The organism is Microbacterium sp. TWP3-1-2b2 (assembly GCF_049896145.1).
Taxonomy (GTDB): domain Bacteria; phylum Actinomycetota; class Actinomycetes; order Actinomycetales; family Microbacteriaceae; genus Microbacterium.
Genome location: NZ_JAFCTS010000001.1, coordinates 1,173,737 through 1,195,168, shown reverse-complemented (window position 1 = coordinate 1,195,168; position 21,432 = coordinate 1,173,737). Strand labels below are relative to the sequence as shown.

The 21,432-nt window shown below is 66.7% G+C and carries 17 protein-coding genes; 9 read left to right on the top strand and 8 right to left on the bottom strand.

Going from position 1 to position 21,432, the window contains the following annotated elements:
* The first annotated feature begins 42 nt into the window (after nucleotides 1–42).
* Both ACP7AR_RS06010 and dxr read left to right on the top strand, forming a co-directional pair.
* Nucleotides 43–966: an FKBP-type peptidyl-prolyl cis-trans isomerase gene (locus ACP7AR_RS06010; protein ID WP_426183742.1), complete on the top strand. Its 924-nt coding sequence runs from the start codon at nucleotides 43–45 to the stop codon at nucleotides 964–966.
* 49 nt (nucleotides 967–1,015) lie between these two features.
* On the top strand, nucleotides 1,016–2,098 hold the full coding sequence (dxr, locus tag ACP7AR_RS06005) for a 1-deoxy-D-xylulose-5-phosphate reductoisomerase (protein WP_426183740.1): 1,083 nt from the start codon (nucleotides 1,016–1,018) through the stop codon (nucleotides 2,096–2,098).
* 39 nt (nucleotides 2,099–2,137) lie between these two features.
* Here the strand turns inward: dxr and ACP7AR_RS06000 are convergent, their stop codons facing one another.
* The 3 genes from ACP7AR_RS06000 to ACP7AR_RS05990 all read right to left on the bottom strand — a co-directional run bounded on the left by ACP7AR_RS06000 (nucleotide 2,138) and on the right by ACP7AR_RS05990 (nucleotide 5,181).
* On the bottom strand, nucleotides 2,138–3,754 hold the full coding sequence (locus ACP7AR_RS06000) for a Mur ligase family protein (protein WP_426183738.1): 1,617 nt from the start codon (nucleotides 3,752–3,754) through the stop codon (nucleotides 2,138–2,140).
* Nucleotides 3,755–3,822: 68 nt separating this feature from the next.
* Entirely contained in the window at nucleotides 3,823–4,488 is a 666-nt protein-coding gene (locus tag ACP7AR_RS05995; protein WP_426183736.1) for a DUF1775 domain-containing protein, read from the bottom strand.
* 123 nt (nucleotides 4,489–4,611) lie between these two features.
* Complete coding sequence (locus tag ACP7AR_RS05990) at nucleotides 4,612–5,181, bottom strand: hypothetical protein (RefSeq protein ID WP_426183734.1); 570 nt, start codon at nucleotides 5,179–5,181, stop codon at nucleotides 4,612–4,614.
* Between the two features lie 51 nt (nucleotides 5,182–5,232).
* On the opposite strand from ACP7AR_RS05990, the gene ACP7AR_RS05985 reads away from it, so the two are divergent.
* Both ACP7AR_RS05985 and ACP7AR_RS05980 read left to right on the top strand, forming a co-directional pair.
* Complete coding sequence (locus tag ACP7AR_RS05985) at nucleotides 5,233–6,540, top strand: M50 family metallopeptidase (RefSeq protein ID WP_426183732.1); 1,308 nt, start codon at nucleotides 5,233–5,235, stop codon at nucleotides 6,538–6,540.
* A gap of 189 nt (nucleotides 6,541–6,729) precedes the next feature.
* Nucleotides 6,730–8,229, top strand: coding sequence for a DUF222 domain-containing protein (locus ACP7AR_RS05980; protein ID WP_426183730.1), 1,500 nt, complete (start codon nucleotides 6,730–6,732; stop codon nucleotides 8,227–8,229).
* 76 nt (nucleotides 8,230–8,305) lie between these two features.
* Here ACP7AR_RS05980 and ACP7AR_RS05975 read toward each other — a convergent pair whose 3' ends face one another.
* Nucleotides 8,306–10,231, bottom strand: a complete 1,926-nt coding sequence (locus ACP7AR_RS05975; protein WP_426183728.1) for an anthranilate synthase family protein — start codon at nucleotides 10,229–10,231, stop codon at nucleotides 8,306–8,308.
* A gap of 236 nt (nucleotides 10,232–10,467) precedes the next feature.
* On the opposite strand from ACP7AR_RS05975, the gene ispG reads away from it, so the two are divergent.
* Together ispG and ACP7AR_RS05965 are read left to right on the top strand one after the other, a co-directional pair.
* On the top strand, nucleotides 10,468–11,619 hold the full coding sequence (gene ispG, locus ACP7AR_RS05970) for a flavodoxin-dependent (E)-4-hydroxy-3-methylbut-2-enyl-diphosphate synthase (protein ID WP_426183726.1): 1,152 nt from the start codon (nucleotides 10,468–10,470) through the stop codon (nucleotides 11,617–11,619).
* 28 nt (nucleotides 11,620–11,647) lie between these two features.
* Nucleotides 11,648–12,514 carry a hypothetical protein gene (locus tag ACP7AR_RS05965; RefSeq protein ID WP_426183724.1) on the top strand — a complete coding sequence of 289 codons (867 nt, stop codon included), beginning with the start codon at nucleotides 11,648–11,650 and terminating at the stop codon, nucleotides 12,512–12,514.
* A gap of 11 nt (nucleotides 12,515–12,525) precedes the next feature.
* On the opposite strand, the gene ACP7AR_RS05960 is transcribed toward ACP7AR_RS05965, so the two are convergent.
* The 3 genes from ACP7AR_RS05960 to ACP7AR_RS05950 form a co-directional block, all read right to left on the bottom strand.
* Nucleotides 12,526–12,984, bottom strand: coding sequence for a GNAT family N-acetyltransferase (locus ACP7AR_RS05960; RefSeq protein WP_426183722.1), 459 nt, complete (start codon nucleotides 12,982–12,984; stop codon nucleotides 12,526–12,528).
* 39 nt (nucleotides 12,985–13,023) lie between these two features.
* Complete coding sequence (locus ACP7AR_RS05955; protein WP_426183720.1) at nucleotides 13,024–13,560, bottom strand: helix-turn-helix domain-containing protein; 537 nt, start codon at nucleotides 13,558–13,560, stop codon at nucleotides 13,024–13,026.
* 72 nt (nucleotides 13,561–13,632) lie between these two features.
* Entirely contained in the window at nucleotides 13,633–15,072 is a 1,440-nt protein-coding gene (locus ACP7AR_RS05950) for an RNB domain-containing ribonuclease (protein WP_426183718.1), read from the bottom strand.
* A gap of 52 nt (nucleotides 15,073–15,124) precedes the next feature.
* On the opposite strand from ACP7AR_RS05950, the gene ACP7AR_RS05945 reads away from it, so the two are divergent.
* The 3 genes from ACP7AR_RS05945 to ACP7AR_RS05935 are packed head-to-tail and all read left to right on the top strand — an operon-like array spanning nucleotide 15,125 to nucleotide 18,723.
* Nucleotides 15,125–15,895, top strand: coding sequence for an isocitrate lyase/PEP mutase family protein (locus tag ACP7AR_RS05945; RefSeq protein WP_426183716.1), 771 nt, complete (start codon nucleotides 15,125–15,127; stop codon nucleotides 15,893–15,895).
* 40 nt (nucleotides 15,896–15,935) lie between these two features.
* A complete protein-coding gene (locus tag ACP7AR_RS05940; protein ID WP_426183714.1) occupies nucleotides 15,936–17,690 on the top strand; it encodes a proline--tRNA ligase in 1,755 nt (584 codons plus the stop codon).
* A 1-nt stretch (nucleotide 17,691) separates the two neighbouring features.
* Nucleotides 17,692–18,723: a TIGR00730 family Rossman fold protein gene (locus ACP7AR_RS05935; protein WP_426183712.1), complete on the top strand. Its 1,032-nt coding sequence runs from the start codon at nucleotides 17,692–17,694 to the stop codon at nucleotides 18,721–18,723.
* Between the two features lie 65 nt (nucleotides 18,724–18,788).
* On the opposite strand, the gene ACP7AR_RS05930 is transcribed toward ACP7AR_RS05935, so the two are convergent.
* Nucleotides 18,789–21,344: a LamG-like jellyroll fold domain-containing protein gene (locus tag ACP7AR_RS05930; RefSeq protein WP_426183710.1), complete on the bottom strand. Its 2,556-nt coding sequence runs from the start codon at nucleotides 21,342–21,344 to the stop codon at nucleotides 18,789–18,791.
* Nucleotides 21,345–21,432: the final 88 nt, after the last annotated feature.

Here is a 21,432-nt window from a genome sequence, read left to right as displayed (position 1 = left end):
CGATCACGAGGTCTCACTGTGCGCAACCGCTCGCTCATCGCTTTGTCCACCATCACCGTCGCAACCATGTTGCTGGCCGGGTGCTCTGGAACGGAAGGCTCGACAGGCGACGATGCAGAGACCCCCGCTGCCGACCTCTGCTCTGCAGTAGTCGAGTCCGGCGAGGCATCTGAGGGTGTGACGGTCGAAGGCGAGTTCGGCACCGCCTCCGCAGCGACATTCGAGCTCGGGGCCAAGGTCGATGCAGCCGAGCGCAGCGTGCTCAGCGAGGGCGACGGCGACACGATCGCCGAGGGCGACTACGTGAGCTACGCGCTGAGCGCGTTCGACGGAGACACGGGCGAGCGCCTCGGCGACGTCGGTTACACCGACGGCGAACTTCTGCCGGCCGCGCTGACGGCCGATGCGCCGCTGGGCCAGCTCATCGGCTGCGCGAGCGTCGGCTCACGCCTCTCCATCGTCTTCCCGACCACCGAGGACGCAGCGGCGCAGTACTACATCCTCGACGTGCTCGACATCGTCCCCACTGCAGCGTGGGGTGAGGAACAGGAACCGGTCGCGGGCATGCCCGCTGTGACACTGGACGACGATGGCGCGCCGACGGTCGAGATCCCGGATGCTGCGGCTCCCACCGAGGTGCAGATCTCGGTGCTCAAGCAGGGTGACGGCATCGCAGTCGGCGACGGTGACACCACGCTTCTGCAGTACCACGGCGTCGGCTGGGAGTCCGGAGAGACGTTCGATTCGTCGTGGGCCAACGGCGCACCGATCACGAGCGAAGGCAACGGCTACGTTCCCGGGTTCGTTCAGGCACTCGCCGGGCAGAAGGTCGGCTCGCAGGTGCTCGTCGTCATCCCGCCGGCGGCAGGATACGGCGAGGGCGAGATCAATGACGAGGACCTCAAGGGGCAGACGTTGGTCTTCGTGATCGACATCCTCGCCACGATGCACCCGGCTGCCGCCTGACAGACAGCGACTCGCAGTGCAGAGCACGCCAGAGCAATAGGCTGGCGGTATGCGTCGCATCATCGTCCTCGGCTCCACCGGCTCCATCGGCACGCAGGCACTGGATGTGATCCGCGCCAATCCTCGACGTTTCGAACTGGTCGGACTGGTTGCGGGCAGCAACGCCGAGATGCTCGCTCAACAGGCTGAGCAGTTCCAGGTCGAAGACACGGCGCTGGGCGCAGAGCAGGCCGAGCAGCTGGTTCGGGACGTCGACGCGGATGTCGTGCTCAACGCGATCACCGGATCGATCGGGCTGGGATCGACGCTCGCCGCGCTGAAGGCCGGACGCACCCTTGCCCTCGCCAACAAGGAGTCACTGATCGTCGGCGGCGAGTTGGTCAAGTCCGCGGCGGCAGAGGGGCAGATCGTGCCCGTCGACTCGGAGCACTCCGCGCTCGCGCAGGCGCTGCGCTCAGGCACTCACGACGAGATCAGGCGCCTCGTGGTCACAGCATCCGGCGGGCCGTTCCGCGGGCGCTCGCGCGATCAGATGGCTGCGGTCACGCCTGCCGAGGCGCTCGCACATCCGACATGGGCGATGGGACGCGTCGTCACCACCAACTCCGCCACGCTGGTGAACAAGGGACTCGAGGTCATCGAGGCGCACCTGCTCTTCGACGTCGACTACGAGGACATTCACGTGGTCGTGCATCCGCAGTCGATCGTCCACTCGATGGTCGAGTTCATCGACGGCTCGACCATCGCTCAGGCGTCACCGCCCGACATGCGTCTGCCGATCTCCCTGTCGTTGGACTGGCCGCATCGGATCGGTGGCGTCGGCCGACCGCTGGACTGGACGCAGGCGACCAGTTGGGACTTCGAGCCGCTCGACGATGCGGCGTTCCCCTCCGTCGCGCTCGCGAAGAGCGTCGGACGTGCCGGCCGCACGTTCCCCGCGGTCTTCAATGCCGCGAACGAGCAGGCCGTCGATGCGTTCCACGAGGGGCGTCTGCCGTTCCTCGGGATCGTCGACACGATCGCGAGGGTCGTCGACGCTCATGAATCGCCCGACCAGCTCACACTCGAGTCACTCGCCGAGGCCGAGACCTGGGCACGTGCGACGGCGGATCGTCTGATCGCACAGCGATAGCCTCGGCTCTGACACCGTCGGTTCCTGAGCCTCGAAGGGTCAATCGGGGTAGGGCACGGGCCAGTGCGGTTCAGGCACCGGCCAGCCCGCGTCACGCAGCGCGCGGCGCGCGAGCTCGCGTGCGGAGTATGGAGTGCGAACTCCGCGGATGTCCCGGTAGTCCTGGTGACCAGGACCGGCCCAGAGGATGGCATCGCCGTCGCCGACGAGGCCGACAGCGGCGATGATCGCCTTCTCGGGGGGTGAGTACTCGTGGATCTCAGCATCCGGTCGCGCGATACGGGCGCCCTCGATGAGCGTGGCGCGGATCGACTCAGGATCCTCGAACCGGGGGTGGTGGTCTGTGACGACGAGGATGTCGCTGCCGAGCACAGCGGTGCGCCCCATGTCGTGACGCTTGGTGGCGTCACGGTCGCCGTCGGCGCCGAACAGCATCAGTGTGCGTCCAGGGGTCACCCTGCGGATCGCCGCCAGTGTCTTCTCGAAAGCGTCGGGTGAGTGCCCGAAATCCACGAAGACGGCCGGGCCGCTTTCACCCGAGACGAGCTCGGTGCGCCCCGGCAGGTACGCGTTGATACGCCCGTCCCGCTCGAGGGCAGCGCTGATGCGCTCCCACTCGTAGCCGCCCTCGAGCAGCATGATGATCGCGAGGGCCGCGTTCGCCGCCATGTGCGGACCGATGACCGGCACGACAGTGGTGAGGGTGCGTCCCTCAGGGCCCGACATCGTGAAACGCGTGCCGCGCTGACGCTCCTCATCGATCGTGACCACCCAGTCGGCGGTCCCCGCGACGGTTGCGTCGGCGGCGATGGCCGGGGTGCCGACAGTGACGACGGGGATCTCAGCGGCGGCGACGACATCGACGCCGGAGGCCGAGTCGAGGCAGATCACCGCGCGCCTGGCGCGGTCGGGCTTGAACAGAGGGAGCTTCGCCGCGAAGTACTCCTCCATGTCGGCGTAATCGTCCAGATGGTCATGGCTGAGGTTGGTGAAGCCGGCGACGTCGAAGACGAGCCCGTCGACGCGCTTGCGAGACAGCGCCTGCGCGCTGACCTCCACCGCGACGGCTTCGACCTCGCGCTCGCGCATGAGTGCGAGGAGCGCATGCATCTCGGATGCTTCCGGTGTCGTGAGCCTCGAGACGATGACCTCACCGGCGATGTGCCGTTCCGCGGTGGACGACAGCCCTGTGACGACTCCGAGCTGTTCGAGGATTCCCTCCAGCAGGTGAGAGACGCTCGTCTTGCCGTTCGTGCCGGTGGTGGCGAAGAGCAGGGGGAGGTCATCGTCGGCGCCCGTGCCGTAGACCCATGCGCTCAGCGCTCCGAGGACGCCACGAGGATCGTCCACGATCACGATCGGCAGGCCGATGTTGCCTGCGATGTCCGCGCCGGCCTCGTCGGTGATGACGGCGACTGCGCCCTTCTCGGCGGCAGCGGCGGCGAACATCGCACCGTGCTGGTTCACCCCCTGGATGGCGACGAACGCCTCTCCGGCACGGAGATCGGCGGTCGCGAGAGTGATTCCGGTCAGGGTGACATTGCCGATCTCACCGCGGGTGGCGGTGGCGAATCGGGCGGCGAGATCCGTCAGATTCCGCTGTGGCGGAGCTTCTGGACGGAGCACGGGAGGAAGGCTGGGCTGTGTGGTCGACATGGCATCACAATGATCTCATGAGCGGCTGCCTGGGGTGCGTTCAGGCACACCCCAGACAGCCGTGAGATCTACGCGGAGCGACGGTACGCGAGTACCGAGACGACCAGCGCGGCGACGCCTGCCAGCAATCCGGCGCCACCGAGGATGATGCCTGCCGGGGCCGCCTCGGACGTCTGCTCTTGTGCATCCGAGTGCTCTGCGTGCGCAGCATCCGTCCGGCTTTCAGCAGCGGCAGCGGCAGCGGCAGCGACTGTCACGACCGGCGCCGGCGAATCGAGGTCGTGAGGGTCGGCGCCTTCCTCGGCGATCTCGACCCATTCGTTCACCCCGATCTCGCACTGCTGCTCCACGGGGAACGCCAGCGATTCGGGGGCATCCTCGCCGAGCTGCACAGCCATGCTCGCGGCTCCCTGCAGTCCGCTGGGGATCGGAGTGACGGCGGTGTAGGTGACTGCTGAGACGAGGCCGTTGTCGGCACGCTCGACGGCGATGTCCCACTCGCTGTCGGATGTGGGGGCGACGGATGCCAAGCCCTCCGGCACGGTGATGCGCAAGGCGGTTGTGGGTGATTCCTCACAGCCATGGGTGAATGCGAAGGTCAGTACGGCGGAGCCGCCTGGCTCGACGGCGTCGGGGCTGACGCCGACGTGTGCCTGGGCTGCGGCGGGCGCGGCCAGGACGAGGCCTGCAGCGATGGCGGCGATGAGTGCGCCGCGACGGGTGATTCGAGACATGAGTCTTCTCCTGTGTTCAGGTGCAGAGCGGGCTCTGCGTGCGGGCGCGCCGATGGCGCGCGGAACCGCGGATGGATGCCGTGAGCCAGTGTCGCTTCGACGGCGGTGATCACGTGCGGCCGGTCAGCCGCGGGAGAAGGCAGGCGGTCCGCGCCGGGAAACGCCGCCGGAGCTGATGCGTGAGGCGAAGCGGCGCGCGGTGGTGGTGATGGGCGCAGGAACCGGCCACTCGGCCTGCAGCCGCAGCGCCCGCGTTCGCAGCACCGCGAGCACCCAGCGTGCGACGACCTGTACGAGCCGTTCGCCGCGCCAGAGCAACATGATCGTGAGGGCTGCCGCCGCGACGTGAGCGCCGAGCATGCCGGCGTCCGGTGCGATGGTCGATGTCAGCGGATCCAGAGTGAGGGCGTGGTCATGACCCGTCGTGACCGTGGGTGAGACGGTGGCACCGAGCGCCACGAAGAGCACGTGGAAGACGGTCTGGGAGACCATCACGGCAGCGCTCAATCGTGCCATCCTTGGGGTGCGTCCGACCAGCAGTGCTGCGAGCGGGGCGAGGAAGACGCTCAGAGCGATGACCAGCAGTGGATGCGGGGGAGCACCACCGCCGATCGTGTGCGAGACGGCGGCGATGATCGTCGCTGTCGACGATGCGGCGGCTCCGCGCAGGAGTCGCAGCTGCCGGGAGGTCACGGCTCCAGCTTATGCGGCGGATTCCTAGTTCGAGCGCAGTAGCGTTGGGACGTGGAAATCCTGCTGTACGTCGCCGGCATCCTGTTCATGCTGGTCGGGCTCGGTCTGTCGATCGGTCTGCACGAGGTCGGCCATCTCGTGCCGGCGAAGCTGTTCGGCGTGCGTGTGGGGCAGTACATGATCGGCTTCGGCCCGCGACTCTGGTCGAAGAAGATCGGCGAGACCGAATACGGATTCAAGGTTCTGCCGCTCGGCGGATTCATCTCCATGTCCGGCATGTACCCCGCGTCAGATGGCAAGCCAGTGCGCGGTCTGTTCCGCACGCTCGTGCAGGATGCTCGTTCCGCCAATGACGAGACCATCGCGGAGGGCGCAGAGGAGCGGGTCTTCTACAAGCTTCCGATGTGGAAGCGCATCGTCGTCATGCTCGGCGGGCCGGTCATGAACCTGATCCTCGCCGTCATCATCTTCACCGTGCTGGCGTCCGGCATCGGGCTTCAGCAGGGCACGACGACAGTCGCCGGGGTGAACGAGTGCGTTCTTCCCGCGGGAACCTCGCAGACCGAGTGCGAGCCGGGCGATCCCGCCACGCCGGCGGCTGAGGCCGGCGTGCTGCCGGGGGATGTGCTGGTGTCGGTTGACGGAACCCCGGTCTCGACGTTCGCCGAGGCGACCGAGATCGTGCAGGCGGCACCCGGACAGACACTCGAGATGGTGGTGCTGCGCGACGGCGAGAATGTGGATCTCACGATCACCCCCATCGCTGCGGAACGCGAACTCACAGATGCATCGGGGCAACCCGTGCTCGACGAAGAGGGCGATCAGATCGTCGCCGAGGTGGGTTACGTCGGCATGCTGTCGCAGATGGGTTACGTGCCGCAGCCGATCGGCACAGGGGTCGAACTCACAGGCGAGAATGTCGGACGCGTCGTCGGGCTGATCGGAACGCTTCCGGTGAAGCTGTGGGATGTCGGGGTTTCGCTGTTCACAGGGGCCGACCGGGATCCGGACGGGCCTCTGAGCGTAGTGGGGGTCGGACGTCTCGCCGGTGAGGTCGCAGCCACGGATGCTCCGGTGCTGAACCGATTCGTCGTCCTACTGAATCTGCTCGGATCGCTCAACATCGCTCTGTTCGTCTTCAACCTGATCCCCCTGCTGCCGCTGGACGGCGGTCACGTCGTCGTCGCCCTGTGGGACGGAATCCGGCGAGGGTGGGCGAAGCTGTTCCGTCGTCCGCCGCCGGCGCCGGTGGACGCGACACGACTCGTACCGCTGACCGTGATCGTGGCAGTGCTGCTGATCGGGATGGGCGCGTTGCTGATGATCGCGGATGTCGTGAACCCGGTGGATCTGTTCTGACCCAGGTGCTCTGCTTCGGAGATGAGGCGAGCGTTCTGGCTGGTCACTTCTCCTGCAGACGTGTGTGGTTTCGGGTGGTTATCCGCAGGTCGTGAATGTGCCCTGATCTGGGGTTTGAATGTCGGTGGTCTTGGGTTGAATGGGGGTATGGCATCACTGGCGGAGGAGTTGGCGGGCATAGATCGGTTGTTGGCCGATGCGATGGGCCCTGCTGGTGCTGCGGGTGCGGTGCGGTTCGCGGGTGATGGTGAGTTGCTCGATGTGGTGCAGGCGTTGGGCGCGGTGCTGCGGCGGGTGGATGGTGCGGTCGTCGCGGTGACGGAGCGGATCGTGGCGCGGGATCAGTGCGAGCGGGACGGGCGGTTCTCGACGCGGGCAGGGTGCCGTGATGCGGCGGAGGTGCTGCGGCGCACCCTGTTTGTGGACGGTGCGACGGCACGGCGGTTTGTGACCGCGGCGGGGGCCGTGCACCGGGAGGTGGATATCACCTCGGGCGGGTTGTTGCCGGGGAAGTTCCCGGGACTGGCTGCGGCGTTGGCGGAGGGCTTCTTGTCGTTGGGTGGGTTTCTGGCGTGCACGGGGCCGTTGCAGAAAGCGGTGCGGATCGGGGTTGCGGATCGTTTGGCGGCGGATGCGGTGCTGGCACGGTTCGCGTGCGGGCTGCCGTTGGATGGTTCCGGGTACGAGACCGATGACACCACAGCGGCGGTCGAGCGGGCGCCGTTGCCGACGACGGATGAGCTCGCCGCGTTGGCTGCGCATATTGTGGCGCGTCTTGATCCCGATGGTGCGGAGCCGTCGGATCGGGCGGGGAAGCGGCGGCGGCATTTCACGATCGGGAAGCTCCGCGACGGATCCGTGCCGGTGCGGGGCGAGTTGCTCCCGGAGGTGGCGGCACAGTTGCAGAAACTCATCGACAGTCTCCTGAACCCCAAAGCGGGAGACGAGGGTTCCGGGCCCACGGTCCGGTTCCGGCCCTCCGACGACGCCTCGGATCGTGCGGACGGGCTCGAACCCCACAAAGCGAAGGCGCCGCCGGCCGAGGGGGCGGACCTGCGCTCGCATGCCCAGAAACGTCACGACGCGTTCGCGACCGCGCTGATGGTCGCGTCCGCCTCCGGAGGCATGCCCACCCTCGGTGGCGCGGCACCGACGCTGGTCGTCTCCGTCACCGCAGAAGACTTCGCCCACCGCACCGGCCGGGCAACCGTTGAAGGCGCCGGGTACGACGTCCCCCTCGGGGCGGCCGATAATGCCGGATGTGCCGGAGGGATCCAACGGGTCCTGTTCGATGAGAACGGTGCGATCGTCGCAATCAGCACCAGCGCGCGCCTGTTCAACGCGACCCAGCGCCGGGCGATCGTGCTCAGAGACCGCGAATGCCTCATCCCCGGCTGCCACATCCCCGCCGACTGGTGCGAGATCCACCACGTCGAAGAGCATGCTCGCGGCGGACCGACGCATACGAGCAACGGGGTCCCCCTGTGCTGGCACCACCACCGCACCCTCGACGAAGGCAACTGGAGAATCCGCATGCGAAACGGGCTCCCCGAAATCCGAGGCCCCGGATGGTGGGACCCCTACGCCCGATGGCGATCCCCACACCTCGACTACCAAGCCGTCGACGATGCCCTCGACCACACCCGCAACACCGCACATGCACGAGAACCCACCTGGAGCACCCGATGATGTCGAAGCCGTTCTTGCTGGGACGATCGCTCTCGCGATCGGTCGGCGACGTAAGGGTGCTGAGTCAGCGAACTCCTCAGGCGAGTGCGTCGCTGATCAGGCGCTCGAGCGTGCGGATGCCGTCGCGCGACAGGATCGATTCGAGGTGTCCCTGTACTGAGGCATACGAGGGTCCACGAAGCGCGTACACGTCGCCGGTGGTTGGGTCCGCAGAGACCTCCGCCGGTCCCGCTGAGGTCGTGCCTGGAGCAACCCGCGCGGTGAAGGTGTTGTAGAACCCGATCGAGGCATTCTCGCCGAACACCGGCACGATCTTCTGCAAGCCCTGGTGCGGCGCCGTCAGCGGCGCGAGTTCGATGCCGAGCTGGTCAGCCAGGATCTGGTGGCTGAGGCACACTGCGAGCAGCGGCGCCCGGTCGGTGATGCGCCGGGCGACGATCTCGCGCATGCGCGCGATTCTGTCGATGCTCGCGTCGCGCGGATCGCCGGGACCGGGGCCGGCGACGAGCAGTTCTGCGGCATCGACGTCGGCATCGCTGACCTCGTTCCACGGCACGATCGTGGCGTCCAGCCCGAGATGACGCAACTGGTGCGCGAGCATCGTGGTGAAGCGATCTTCCGCGTCGATGACGAGAGCGCGACGGCCAGCGAACGGGCCGGTGGTGCCGTCCTCCTGCGGATTCAACCAGAATTCGGCGAGTCGTGAGTTGCGTGAGGCCAGCAACTCGCCGACCTCGGGATCGTCAGCGAGAGAGGTCTCTACGGCCGGTGCATCCGGGTCGATCTTGGTCTCGGCCACGACGTCTCGGGCGATCGCTCCGATGGCGCCGAGTACACCCGCGGCCTTGCCGTGCGTTTCGCTGACCTCTCCGTAGGGGTCGGAATGGCGCACGAGCGTCGCGCCGACGGGTACGCGGAGCTGCCCGTCCTCCAGATACACGGTGCGGATCAGGATGGGAGCATCGACATCATGTCCGCCGTCGCCGTTCGGTGTGAAGAGCGCTGCGACGCCGGAGTAATACCCGCGCGGCTTCGTCTCGTGGCGACGGATGACAGCGCAGGCGTTCTGCATGGGGGAGCCGGTCACCGTCGGAGCGAACATCGTCTCGCGGAGGATGTCGCGCGGATCGAGCCTGCTGCGTCCTCGAAGCATGTACTCGGTGTGGGTGAGGCGTGACATCTGCTTCAGATGCGGTCCGGTGATCCGGCCGCCGTCCGAGCACACAGCGCTCATCATCTTCAGCTCTTCGTCCACCACCATGAAGAGCTCCTCGGTCTCCTTCGTGGAGGAGAGGAACTCGACCAGCGTCTCCTTGGTCGCGCCGCCCGCAGGGTGGCGGAACGTGCCGGAGATCGGATTCATCGTGACGATGCCGTCGCGAGCGACGACATGCGCTTCTGGACTCGCTCCGACCGCGATGTGCCCTGGGGTGATGACTGCGAACGTCCAGTAGGCGCCGCGCTCGTGCGTCAGCAGGGCGCGGAACCATGTCAACGCGGCCGTCCGCTCGGCGCGCACCCGCTCGGCGGATCCGAGGTCGCCCGATCCGAGCTCGACGGTGGCGGTGTAGTCGCGGCGGATGACGAAGTTCGCGCCTTCGCCACGGCCGATCTCATCGGCGATCACGCGCGAGACGACCTGCGCGTAGTCCTCATCGCTGATGTCGAAACCGGCATCCTTCAACGGCACAGCATCCTGAGGCAGCGCCGACAAGACCTCGCGGAGCGGGAGGTGCTCGTGCCGGTCCACGACCAGGCAGCGCAGCGGCGCGCCGTCATCCTGCGCCTCGAAACCGCGCTCACGCACCTGCCGGTACGGAACCATCGCGAAGACCTCGCGGGGTACGCCGCCCGGGGCGAGCGGGATGTCGGCGAGCAGGTCCACGTCTTCCACGTCGCCGGTGAGCAACTCGACGCTCTGGGCGCCGTCGCGGGCGATCAGCACGAACGACGCGTCCGGGTCTCGCACGAGTGCGGCGAGCAGGGCTGCGGTATCGGTCATCGAGGTCTCCTGTGCAGGGCTCCGGCTCGGCTCAACGAAAAGACCGCCCCGGAGGCGGTCTGGATTCGTGGGAACGCGAACACACCGCCTAAGAGGCGGGCCACCAGGTGAAGTTCGCGAGCATGGGCCGAAACTACCACAACGCGACGTTCGCCTCGGACCCCTGCGCATCCGCAACCGGCACTCGCAGAGCCGGCATCCAGCCTCTGGCGACTGCAGCGGCGTAATCTGGGTATGTGCCTGCAGTGAATCTTGGGATGCCGCGCGTCCCCGAAGTCCTGAGTCCTCGACGCAAGTCCCGACAGATCAAGGTGGGGAAGGTGCTCGTGGGCGGTGACGCCCCCGTCAGTGTCCAGTCGATGACGACGACGAAGACGACCGACATCAACGCCACTCTTCAGCAGATCGCCGAACTCACGGCGTCCGGCTGCGAGATCGTGCGTGTGGCGGTGCCGCATCAGGACGATGCAGATGCGCTGAAGATCATCGCGATGAAGAGCCAGATCCCGGTGATCGCGGACATCCACTTCCAGCCGCGATACATCTACACCGCGATCGACGCGGGCTGTGGTGCGGTGCGGGTGAATCCTGGCAACATCCGCGAGTTCGACGGCAACGTCGGCAAGATCGCCGAAGCGGCGAAGGCCGCCGGCGTCTCGTTGCGCATCGGTGTGAATGCCGGCTCGCTCGACAAGCGCATCCTGCAGAAGTACGGCAAGGCGACACCTGAGGCACTGGTGGAGAGCGCCGTGTGGGAAGCCTCGTTGTTCGAGGAGCACGACTTCCACGACTTCAAGATCTCGGTCAAGCACAATGACCCCGTCGTCATGGTCAAGGCCTATCGCCTGCTCGCTGAGCAGGGCGACTGGCCGCTGCATCTCGGCGTCACTGAGGCGGGGCCCGCTTTCCAGGGCACGATCAAATCGGCGACCGCATTCGGCATCCTGCTCTCCGAGGGCATCGGTGACACCATCCGCGTCTCCCTGTCTGCTCCGCCGGCGGAAGAGGTCAAGGTCGGACACCAGATCCTGCAGTCGCTGAATCTGCGCGAGCGCAAGCTCGAGATCGTCTCGTGCCCTTCGTGCGGGCGTGCACAGGTCGACGTCTACACGCTCGCCGACAACGTGACCGAGGGTCTGAAGGACATGACAGTGCCGCTGCGCGTCGCCGTGATGGGCTGCGTCGTGAACGGCCCTGGAGAAGCGCGAGAGGCAGACCTCGGCGTCGCATCCGGTAACGGCAAGGGCCAGATCTTCGTCAAGGGCGAGGTCATCAAGACCGTGCCAGAAGCCGACATCGTCGCGACGTTGATCGAGGAGGCGAATCGCATCGCCGCCGAGATGGGGCCGGACGCGAAGCCGGGCACCGCCCAGGTCGTCACGGTCTGACCCCGTCCGGCCGAGACGAAGGAGCATCATGGCAGCCACAGTCGTGACATTCGCGGACGGTGCCGTTCGTGGCGAAGGTGAGGTCGTGCGGGCGCATCAGTCCGCGGCCGGCGCCGTGATAGTCGTGGATGCCACGCCGTTCCATCCGGTGGATCACACCTGGCCGGATCAACCGGGGGATGCCGGTGTGCTGACCCTTGGCGAAGACCAGGTCGCCGTCGCCGAAGCGGTGATGGCCGCAGAGAGCGACACGGGCGAGTTCGCCGTCGGGGCTGAGATTCCCGTGAAGCGCGGCGCCGAGGGCTGGACCTGGCTCGTGGGGCACCGCCTCGAGGGCGACGCGCCTGACTGGCTCGTCGAGGGCTCCGCAGTGCGGCTCGACGTCGACGCCGGCCGTCGCGCGGGGCTGAGTCGCGGACACACCGCGTGCCACCTCGCTTCGCTCGCGTTGGATCTCGCCGTCGCTGATCTGTGGCGAAAGGACCCGGGCACCGATGCGCTGGGCTCGCCCGACTTCGAAGGGCGCGCGAATCAGACCAGCCGCATCCACGAAGACGGCAGCATCGACGAGTACCGACTCGGCAAGAGCCTCCGCAAGGCGGGCTTCGACACGGAAGGATTCGCGGCGACGCTCTCCGCGCGCGAAGATGCCATCAACACGAAGCTTGCGGAGTGGGTCACGTCAGCCGCGGCGAGTCGGGTAGAGACAGACGGGCCCAGCATCATCGATCGACGGCGCTGGCACTGCGATCTGCCCGAAGGGGAAGCGGTGATCCTCTGCGGTGGCACGCACGTCGACTCGTTGTCGGCGTTCTCGAGCATTCGAGTGGTACTTGATCTTTCCGACCCCCAACTGCTGGTCATGACGACGAAGGTCGTTCCCGCCGCAGCGTGACACGATGCTCCTCAGAGTGTGCGGGTCATGTAGACCGAGAGCGGATCCTCGACGTAGTCCGCGAAAGGTCCGCACTCGGTGAACCCCTCGCCGGCATAGAGCGAGCGCGCGGCCGTGAACTCGTCTTCCGCTCCTGTCTCGAGCCAGAGTGAGGAGAGCCCCTCGGCGCGTGCGGCACTCAGGATGTGCAGGAGCAGCGCGCGGCCAGCGCCGCGTCCACGGGCGGCGGTCGTGGTACGCATCGATTTGAGCTCTCCGTGATGCCTGTCGAGCCGCTGCAGTGCCGCCATCCCGCCGAGCACCGTGCCGTCCCAGGCCGTGAACATCGTCACGCCGCGGTGACGCATCTCGGAGACGTCGAGTGCGTGCACGCTCTCAGCCGGAGACAGGCTGTGCATGTGAGCCAGATGCTCGACCACGAGCGCACGGATCGCGTCACCGGTGAGGTCGTCAGGACGAATGCGCCACATGCGCTCATCGTCTCAGGAGTGTGTTTCGGGGACGTTGCGTCACACGTCGTCGGCTGCGATCCCGTGCACCTCGCTCGCTGGCGACGGACGTTTCGCCGCGGCTCGCCGAGCCCGTCGCGATTCCTTCGCCCGTGACAGCGGGTACTTCTCGTCCAGGTGCGGCTCCAGGTAGATCCTGCGAATCGCGACCAGGATGATGTAGCCGCCGACCCAATAGCCGAGAAACAGCACCAGCCCCTGCGGGAAGGTGAAGGCGACGAGGCTCAGCACGACGCCGACTCCGACATAGAGCCATCGCCAGGCGCCACTGATTCGATCTCGCGCGGCCTGCTGCTCGTCAGTGCGGTCTTGCAGCGAATCCACGCGATTGCTGAGCGCTTCGTCGTCGATCACTGTGAAGAGTTCGCGCACGGGCACGTGGAGCGCGTCGGCGACCAGCGAGAGCGTCTCCAAGCTGGCATCCTGACCTGCCTCGAGTCTCTGCACTGTTCGTATCCCCACACCACTTTCGTTCGCGAGCCGTTCCTGCGTCCAGCCCTGTGCCTGTCGGAGTTCGACGATTCGTGTCTTGTTCACGGAATTCATGCTCGCCTCACACCTCGCGCCAGCACCACGTCACCGGGGCGCCAGCAACCCGCCAGTCGGCCGTCAACGGCCCGCCACCGCGGCATCCGCCTCGGTGAACTCCACTTCGCCCTTGCCGATGTCGGCCCGCACCAGCCGCAGCGACACCGTGTCACCCGGTCTCGCTCCGGTGGGCAGGGGAGCGGATGCTGCCACGGCGGGCTCGGCGATCTGAATCGTGGCGCGGTCTTCACGAACCTCGATGATCGTGGCTTCGACGATCGACCCGACCAGCGGCGTGAGCAGGGCGGCCTCCACGCGATTGATGGTGTCGGCGCCCAGGCGCGAGGCGCGCTGACCCGATTCCTGCATCAGCGCAGGCAGTTCGTCCAGCGACTCGCGCGACCAAGTCGGGACCTCCTCACCACGCGACACCGCGAGGCAGATCGCCAGTGCCCAACGATCGACGAGCCTCCGCAGCGGAGCCGTGGCATGCGCATACGGCGCCGCGATGGCGGCCTGTTCGATGTCGGCAGGGACCGACCCGTCGAACGTCACGTAGCCCGCACCACGGAACAAGGACGCCGCTGCCTCCAGTACCGGCTGGGTGAGGGGATCATCGCGATCGAGAGACCGTAGATACGCCCCGTACTCGCCGTCCTTCCACGGGCGTCCCAGCGCCTCGGTCTGCAGACGGAACGCCGTGAACGCCTTCTCATCCGGTTCGGGCATCGTGCGCAGAACGCCGACCTTCGCATCGATCATGAGGGATGCCGCGGCCATCCCCGTCATGAGCGACAGCTGCGCGTTCCAGTCCTCCAGGGGCAGCGGATGCTGACGGTCGATGTCGTACGTGCCGTCATCGCGCTGCACCACCTCTGAGTCTGGAAGATTCAGACTCGCACCTCCACGCTGCACCTCGAGCTCCTGCCGCAATCCGCCGATCACGGGAAGCAGCGACAGGGGTGACTCTTCGCCACGGTCGAGTGCTTCCTGGGCGGACACGTAATCCAGCTGCGCGCGCGAACGGATCAGCGCGCGCTCCAGCCGGAACTCCGACACGACGCCGGCGTCATCCAGATCGAATGTCCACACCAGAGCCGGCCGGTCCTGCTCCGGCAGCAGAGACGCGCGATCCTCACTGAGGACCCGTGGATGCAACGGGATCGACCCGTCCGCCGCATACAGTGTCTGACCGCGCTGGCGGGCCGCGGCATCCACTGCTCCGCCAGGTGCGACGAATGCGGGAACATCCGCGATGGCATATCGCACCTCGAAACCGGAGCCGCGACGAGCGAGATGCATCGCCTGATCGAGGTCTTTCGCCCCCAGCGGATCGAGCGTGACGAACGGAACCTCGCGCAGGTCGAGATCGGGTTCAGGCGCAGTGGCCGACTCGGCTTCGGCCATGGCCTCGGGCGAGAACTCCGTCGGCGCGTCCACGTCCTCCCGCAGCGCGGTGAGCGCGGCTGCGAGTTCACTCTCGACGGCGGATGGGGCGATGTGTGATCGACGCTGAGGCATGACTTCACCCTAAGCCGCCCCGTGTCCGCGTCCGCGGCATTAGCGTGGAGCCATGACCGCTGCAGACAAGGCCCAGAAGCTCGTCGCCCTTTACAACGCACCGGAGATCCTCCGTGTCGTCAACGTGTGGGATGTGATCTCGGCGAAGGCGATCGCCGAGGTTCCGCAGACCACCGCGCTCGCCACCGCCGGACACTCGATCGCCGCGACCTTCGGCTACGCCGATGGTCAGATTCCGCGCGAACTCATGATCGACATGGTCGGTCGGATCGCGGCATCCACTGAGCTGCCCGTCTCCGCCGACCTCGACGACGGCTACGACGACGCGGGGGAGACCACTCGACTCGCGATCGCCGCCGGCATCGTCGGCGCGAACGTCGAAGATCGCCTCAAGCCGCTCGCGGAGTCGGTCGCCGTCATGGAGGCGATCGTGAAGGCCGGCGAGGCTGAGGGCGTGCTGTTCGCCCTCAACGCCCGCACCGACGCGTTCGTGCGCGGAGGCGACCGCACCGTCGAGGCGAGCATCGCGGATGCCATCGAGCGCGGACGTGCGTTCCTCGATGTCGGCGCGACCTGCGTGTTCATCCCCGGCCCTCTCGATGCCGATGTCACCCGCCAGCTCGTCGAAGGGATCGGTGAGCGCAAGATCAGCGTCATCGGGGTTCCCGGTGCCCTGACTGCTGCCGAGTATGAAGCGCTCGGCGTGGCACGCATCTCGTACGGCCCGATGATCCAGCGGGTCGGGCTCACCGCCGTGCAAGACGTCGCCATCGATCTGTATGCAGACGGCGTCATCCCTGCCAGCACGCGCGCACTGAACTGATAGTCCGAGAACGAGTGACCACGGTCACTAGACTTGACGCGTGGTCACTCGTCTCTCGAAATTCTTCCTCCGCACGCTCCGTGAAGACCCCGCTGAAGCGGAGGTCATCGGTCACAGGCTGCTGCTGCGCGCCGGATACATCCGGCGCCAGGCCGCAGGCATCTTCGCCTGGCTCCCGCTGGGTCTGAAGGTCAAGGCGAAGATCGAGACCGTCGTTCGCGAGGAGATGGCGAACGCGGGTGCCCAAGAGGTGCATTTCCCCGCCCTCATGCCGCGTGAGCCGTACCAGGCCACCGGGCGCTGGGACGAGTACGGCGATCTGCTGTTCCGTCTGCAGGATCGCAAGGGTGCCGACTATCTTCTCGCTCCCACCCACGAAGAGGCCTTCACTCTTCTCGTGAAGGACATGTACTCCTCGTACAAGGATCTGCCGCTGACGATCTACCAGATCCAGGACAAGTACCGCGACGAGGCACGTCCGCGTGCAGGTCTGCTTCGCGGCCGAGAGTTCACCATGAAGGATGCGTACTCCTTCGACGCCTCCGACGAGGGCCTCGACGTCAGCTACATGGCGCAGCGCGACGCCTACGAGCGCATCTTCCAGCGTCTCGGCCTCGAGTACGTCATCGTGCAGGCGGATGCCGGTGCCATGGGAGGATCGCGCAGCGAGGAATTCCTGCACCCGACCCCTGTCGGCGAAGACACCTTCGTCCGCAACGACGCAGGTTACGCAGCCAACGTCGAAGCGTTCACGACCGCTGTCCCCGACGCCGTCCCGTTCGATGACGCCCCCGCCGCGACGATCTTCGACTCTCCGAACACTCCGACGATCGAGACGCTCGTGGCGCACTCGAACGCAGCGCTCGAGGGGGAGTACACCGCGGCCGACACGCTCAAGAACGTCTTCCTCGCGCTGACCCACCTTGATGGCACGCGCGAACTCGTGATCGTCGGCATCCCGGGTGACCGTGAGGTCGATGAGAAGCGCGCCGAGGTCGCCTTCGCCCCTGCCGAGGTCTCCACCGCGACGGAGGACGACTTCGAGAACAACCCGCTCCTCGTGAAGGGCTACATCGGACCCTGGTCACCGACCGGCGCCGTGCTGGGCGAGGAGTCGGCCACCGGCATCCGTTACCTCGTCGATCCTCGCGTGTCCGAGGGCACCCGCTGGATCACCGGCGCGAACATCGACCAGAAGCACGCCCACACTGTCATCGCCGGCCGCGATTTCGAAGCAGACGGCATCGTCGAGATCGCGAACGTCCGTGACGGTGATCCGGCCCCCGACGGCTCCGGTCCTGTCTCGCTCGCCCGCGGCATGGAGATCGGCCACGTGTTCCAGCTCGGCCGCAAGTATGCGGAGGCACTGGGCCTCAAGGTTCTCAACGAGAACGGCAAGCTCGTCACCGTCACGATGGGCTCGTACGGCATCGGCATCACCCGCATCCTCGCGATCATCGCCGAGCTCAACAACGACGACAAGGGCCTCATCTGGCCGGCCTCCGTCTCGCCGTTCGACGTGCACGTCGTGGCGGCCGGACGCGACCAGATCGCCTACGACGTCGCCGAGAAGGCCTCTGCGACTCTCGAGGCCCGCGGACTCGACGTTCTCTACGACGATCGGCCGAAGGTCTCGCCCGGAGTGAAGTTCGGCGACGCCGAGCTCGTCGGCATCCCTCGTGTGCTCGTCATCGGCCGTGGCGCTGCTGACGGGCAGGTCGAGCTGTGGGACCGTCGCAGCGGAGAGCGCGATGCGCTCTCTCTGGACGACGCGATCGAGCGGTTGAGTCGCTGACATGAGCGACGCACAGCCCGACGAGCTCCATGCCGCAGTCGATACGATCATGGCTGACGCGGGGATCACGACCAACCGGGCGCTGATCCGCAGAATGCTCAGCACCAGCATCCTGCTCGGTCAGGAAGACACTGAGCGACTCGATCTGAAGATCGCGTCGGCGGCGCTCGTGGAGATGCGCGATGCATTCCGTCTCTTCCAGCCGTATGCGGGTGTTCCGAAGGTCACGGTGTTCGGATCGGCCCGCACGACCCAGGACGATCCGCTCTACGTGCAGGCGCGCTCTGTGGCGTCCGTGCTCGCGGAGCGCGGCTGGATGGTCGTCACGGGTGCTGGTCCCGGCATCATGCAGGCAGCGGCCGAGGGGGCAGGCGAGCAGATGGCACTCGGCGTCTCCATCCGTCTCCCGTTCGAGGAGAAGCCGGACGCCGTCGTGGCGAACGACACGCACCGTGTGGAGATGAAGTACTTCTTCACGCGCAAGCTCATGCTCGTGAAGGAGTCCACCGGCTTCATCTGCCTTCCTGGTGGGTTCGGGACCTTGGACGAGATGTTCGAACTGCTGACGTTGCAGCAGACCGGCAAGGCGGAGCCCATGCCGATCGTTCTGCTCGACGAACCGGGCGGCACGTTCTGGAAGGGCCTCGAGCGGTTCATCGTCGAGAGCCTGATCCCCGCAGCGGTCATCTCCGCCGACGACTTCGACCGAGTGCTCGTCACGGATTCCGCTGAGGAAGCCGTCGCAGAGATCACCGGATTCTGGCGCAACTACGACTCTTTGCGCTGGGTGGGCGACGTGCTCGTCCTGCGTCTGAAGAGCACGCCGACCGATGCCGAGGTCGAGGCCTTGAACGCCGAGTTCGCTTCGCTGCTGGTCGAGGGGCGAATCGAACTGGTCGGCGCACTCCCGATCGAACAGGCCGACCACGACCGGGTGGACCTGCCCAGGCTGCGCCTGCGCCTGCGTCAGCGCGAGGTCGGCGGTCTCTACCGCCTCATCGACGCGATCAACGCTCTCGACTCCGCCGGCTGAAGCAAGCACGAAGATCGCCTGCCCCGCCGAGGCGCGGGCAGGCGATCGTGTCCGTCTTCCGTCGGTCAGCCGCGTCTGCCTCGCCGTGCACGGATGGCGATCGTCGCGCCGACTACCAGCAATGCACCACCCGACGCGAGCAGAGACATCAAGAGGTTCTGATCGAGGCCCGTGGCAGGCAGTGTGCCATCGGCGGTGCCTCCCGAGCCCGATCCTGAATCCGACCCCGAACCCGGACCCGAGCCCGCTCCACCGCCGTCGCCGTCCCCGTCACCGGGGTCCGTCGGTGTGGGTGTGGCGACCGCAGCGATCGAGAAGCGTGCCGCGATAGGAGCCGCGGTACGCATACCGAGCGACTGCGTGAGCTGGGCTTCGTAGGAGCCGGCGGAGAGCCCCGCGAGGGTCAGCGTCCAGCGGCCATCGGCGTTCACGATCGTCGTGGCGGCCTGCGGTGCAGCAGCGACAGCGGCCACTGCATCCGCGGTGGCCGCTTCCGACGTCGACGCGACGACGTCGGCGCCGGGGAAACCGGCCCCGCTGAAGGTCGCAGATTCCGTTCCGGCAGGCAACACGCCTGCGGGAGCCGACGTGATCTGCAGTCCGCTCAGATCCGCGCGCTGCGTCAACCATTCGGCCGGGGTGGTCGCCCGGTCGATGATGCGCGTCTCGCCGATGCATCCGTGCCAGCCGTTGCGTGCGGCGTCATCGACCCAGTCCGCCCCGAGAATCCACGGCATCCCTTCGTTCCAGGTCATCCCAACGGTGTCCACCGCATTGCGGAGAACGGGCGCGCCGTCGACGTACATCGTCGTGGCATGCGAGTCCGGGTCGTTCACGATCGCGACGTGGGACCAGCTTCCGGTCATGATCTCGCCAGACCAGTTGACGCGGTCCCCCTTCGCCGCATCCGCCGGGAGTGTGGAGTACTGGAACTCGCGCAGGTTCGATATGCCCAGCGCCGTCGGCGATGCCGTGTAATCCCATTGGCTTGGCGGCATGTCCGTCCAGGAGCGGTTGCCGGTGCGCACCAGCGCCTTGGACCAGCCGTTCTGCTCTGCTGTCCAGTCAGCATCCAACTTCACGAAAGTCTCGATCGTGTAGCCGTTCGTGAGATCGACATCGTTGATCGCGGCGTCGGCGGCGGTGGTGAGGTAGCTGTACCTCGTCGCCGAGGAGTCGGCGAAGCAGACTGCGGCGGCATCGGACGAGAACCCGTGCACATCGGTGCTCTCGACTGTCACATCCGCCCATTCGGCGCCGACGGCGTTGGTGGCGGCAGGGTCGACTCGTCGCAGGTCGTTGTCGCCGGCGACGTCTTCGACGATGGTGTCCGCGTCGACCACGCCGTCGTCGAGACCGTTGAATCGCCAGTGCGCGACGGTACCGGTCGCTTCGACGAAGTCGCGCTCGTCACTCGGGCGCTCGGTGGCTATCGGGTCAGGCCCGTCGAAGCCGTCAAGGAGGATGTCTCTGGCACGCTGCGTCAGAGAGGGCTCGTCAGGTGTGATGCCGTGACCGAACGTCGGATTGAACCCGGCGAACCGCTCAGCGAAGTCGATGCCGATGCTGTACTGCTGTTGAGCGCCTTCGAGCAGCGGCTGGTCGTAGCTGGTGAGCGTCTCCTGAGGCTTCGACACCACCCACGGCGAAGCCGTCTGCGCGTTGATCTGACCGTTGGTCAGGTCGAACTCGAGCAGGCCGAGGTAGCCGTTGCCGCCCTCGTACGCCATCTGATAGTCGATCAATACCTCGTGCACGTCGTGGCCGAAGTCGTTGGTCTTCGTCAGACGCGACGCGCCGTGGAAATGGCCGTTGAACGTGAGGAAGATCTGGTCGTTTCCGGCGATGAGCTTGTCCCAGAGCATCATCCCGTACTCGGTCTCGCGCGGTGTCTCGCCGTCGGCTTCGATGTTCAGCACCTCGTGGCTGGTGAGGATCACCGGCAACGTCGGATGCTCCGCCATGACGGCATCCGCCCAGGCGAGGGTGGCATCGGAAACTCGCCAGGGGAGTGTCAGCACCATGAACTGCTGGCCCTCGGCCTCGAAGACGTGGTACCTGCTGAAACCGGTCGGATCGCTGCCTCGATACGAAGGATCAGCGGCTGCGCGCTCCGTCCCGAACCATTTCAGGAACGGCTCGGCGCTCAGGTCGTAGTCGGTGTCGACCAGGTCATCGCTGCTGTCGAGGACGTCGTGATTGCCCGTGAGGATCGAGTACGACTGGCCGGCCTCTTCCAGATTGCTGATGGCGTTGTCTGCGGCCTGCCACTCGCCCTCGACCGTGGCGCGATCGACGACGTCGCCGACGTGAGCGGTGAAGGGGATATGCAGTGCTTCTGCATTCTCTGCGATCCATTGCGTCTGAGTGGCGAACGGATCTGTGCCGTATCGGGGTTGGAACTGCTCTGCGGAGTAACGCGAATAGAACTGTGTATCGGGCAGGACGGCGAGCGTGAAGCGCGACGCCAGGTCGGCGTCGTCCTCGACCGAGGACTGCGCGGAAGCGGGCACTGCCGACGCCAACAGCAGGCTCGAGGTGAGGCCGACTGCGAGAGCGCCGGCTGTACATCGAGCCGCGAGGCGGGCGCGACGCAAGGAGCGAGATCGTGAGGAGAGCAACGGATGATCCTTCGAATGGAGAGGGGAGCGAGGACGGCGATCGACACGTACTGAGCCGGGATCGCGAGGGTGACTCGGTCACACTCGT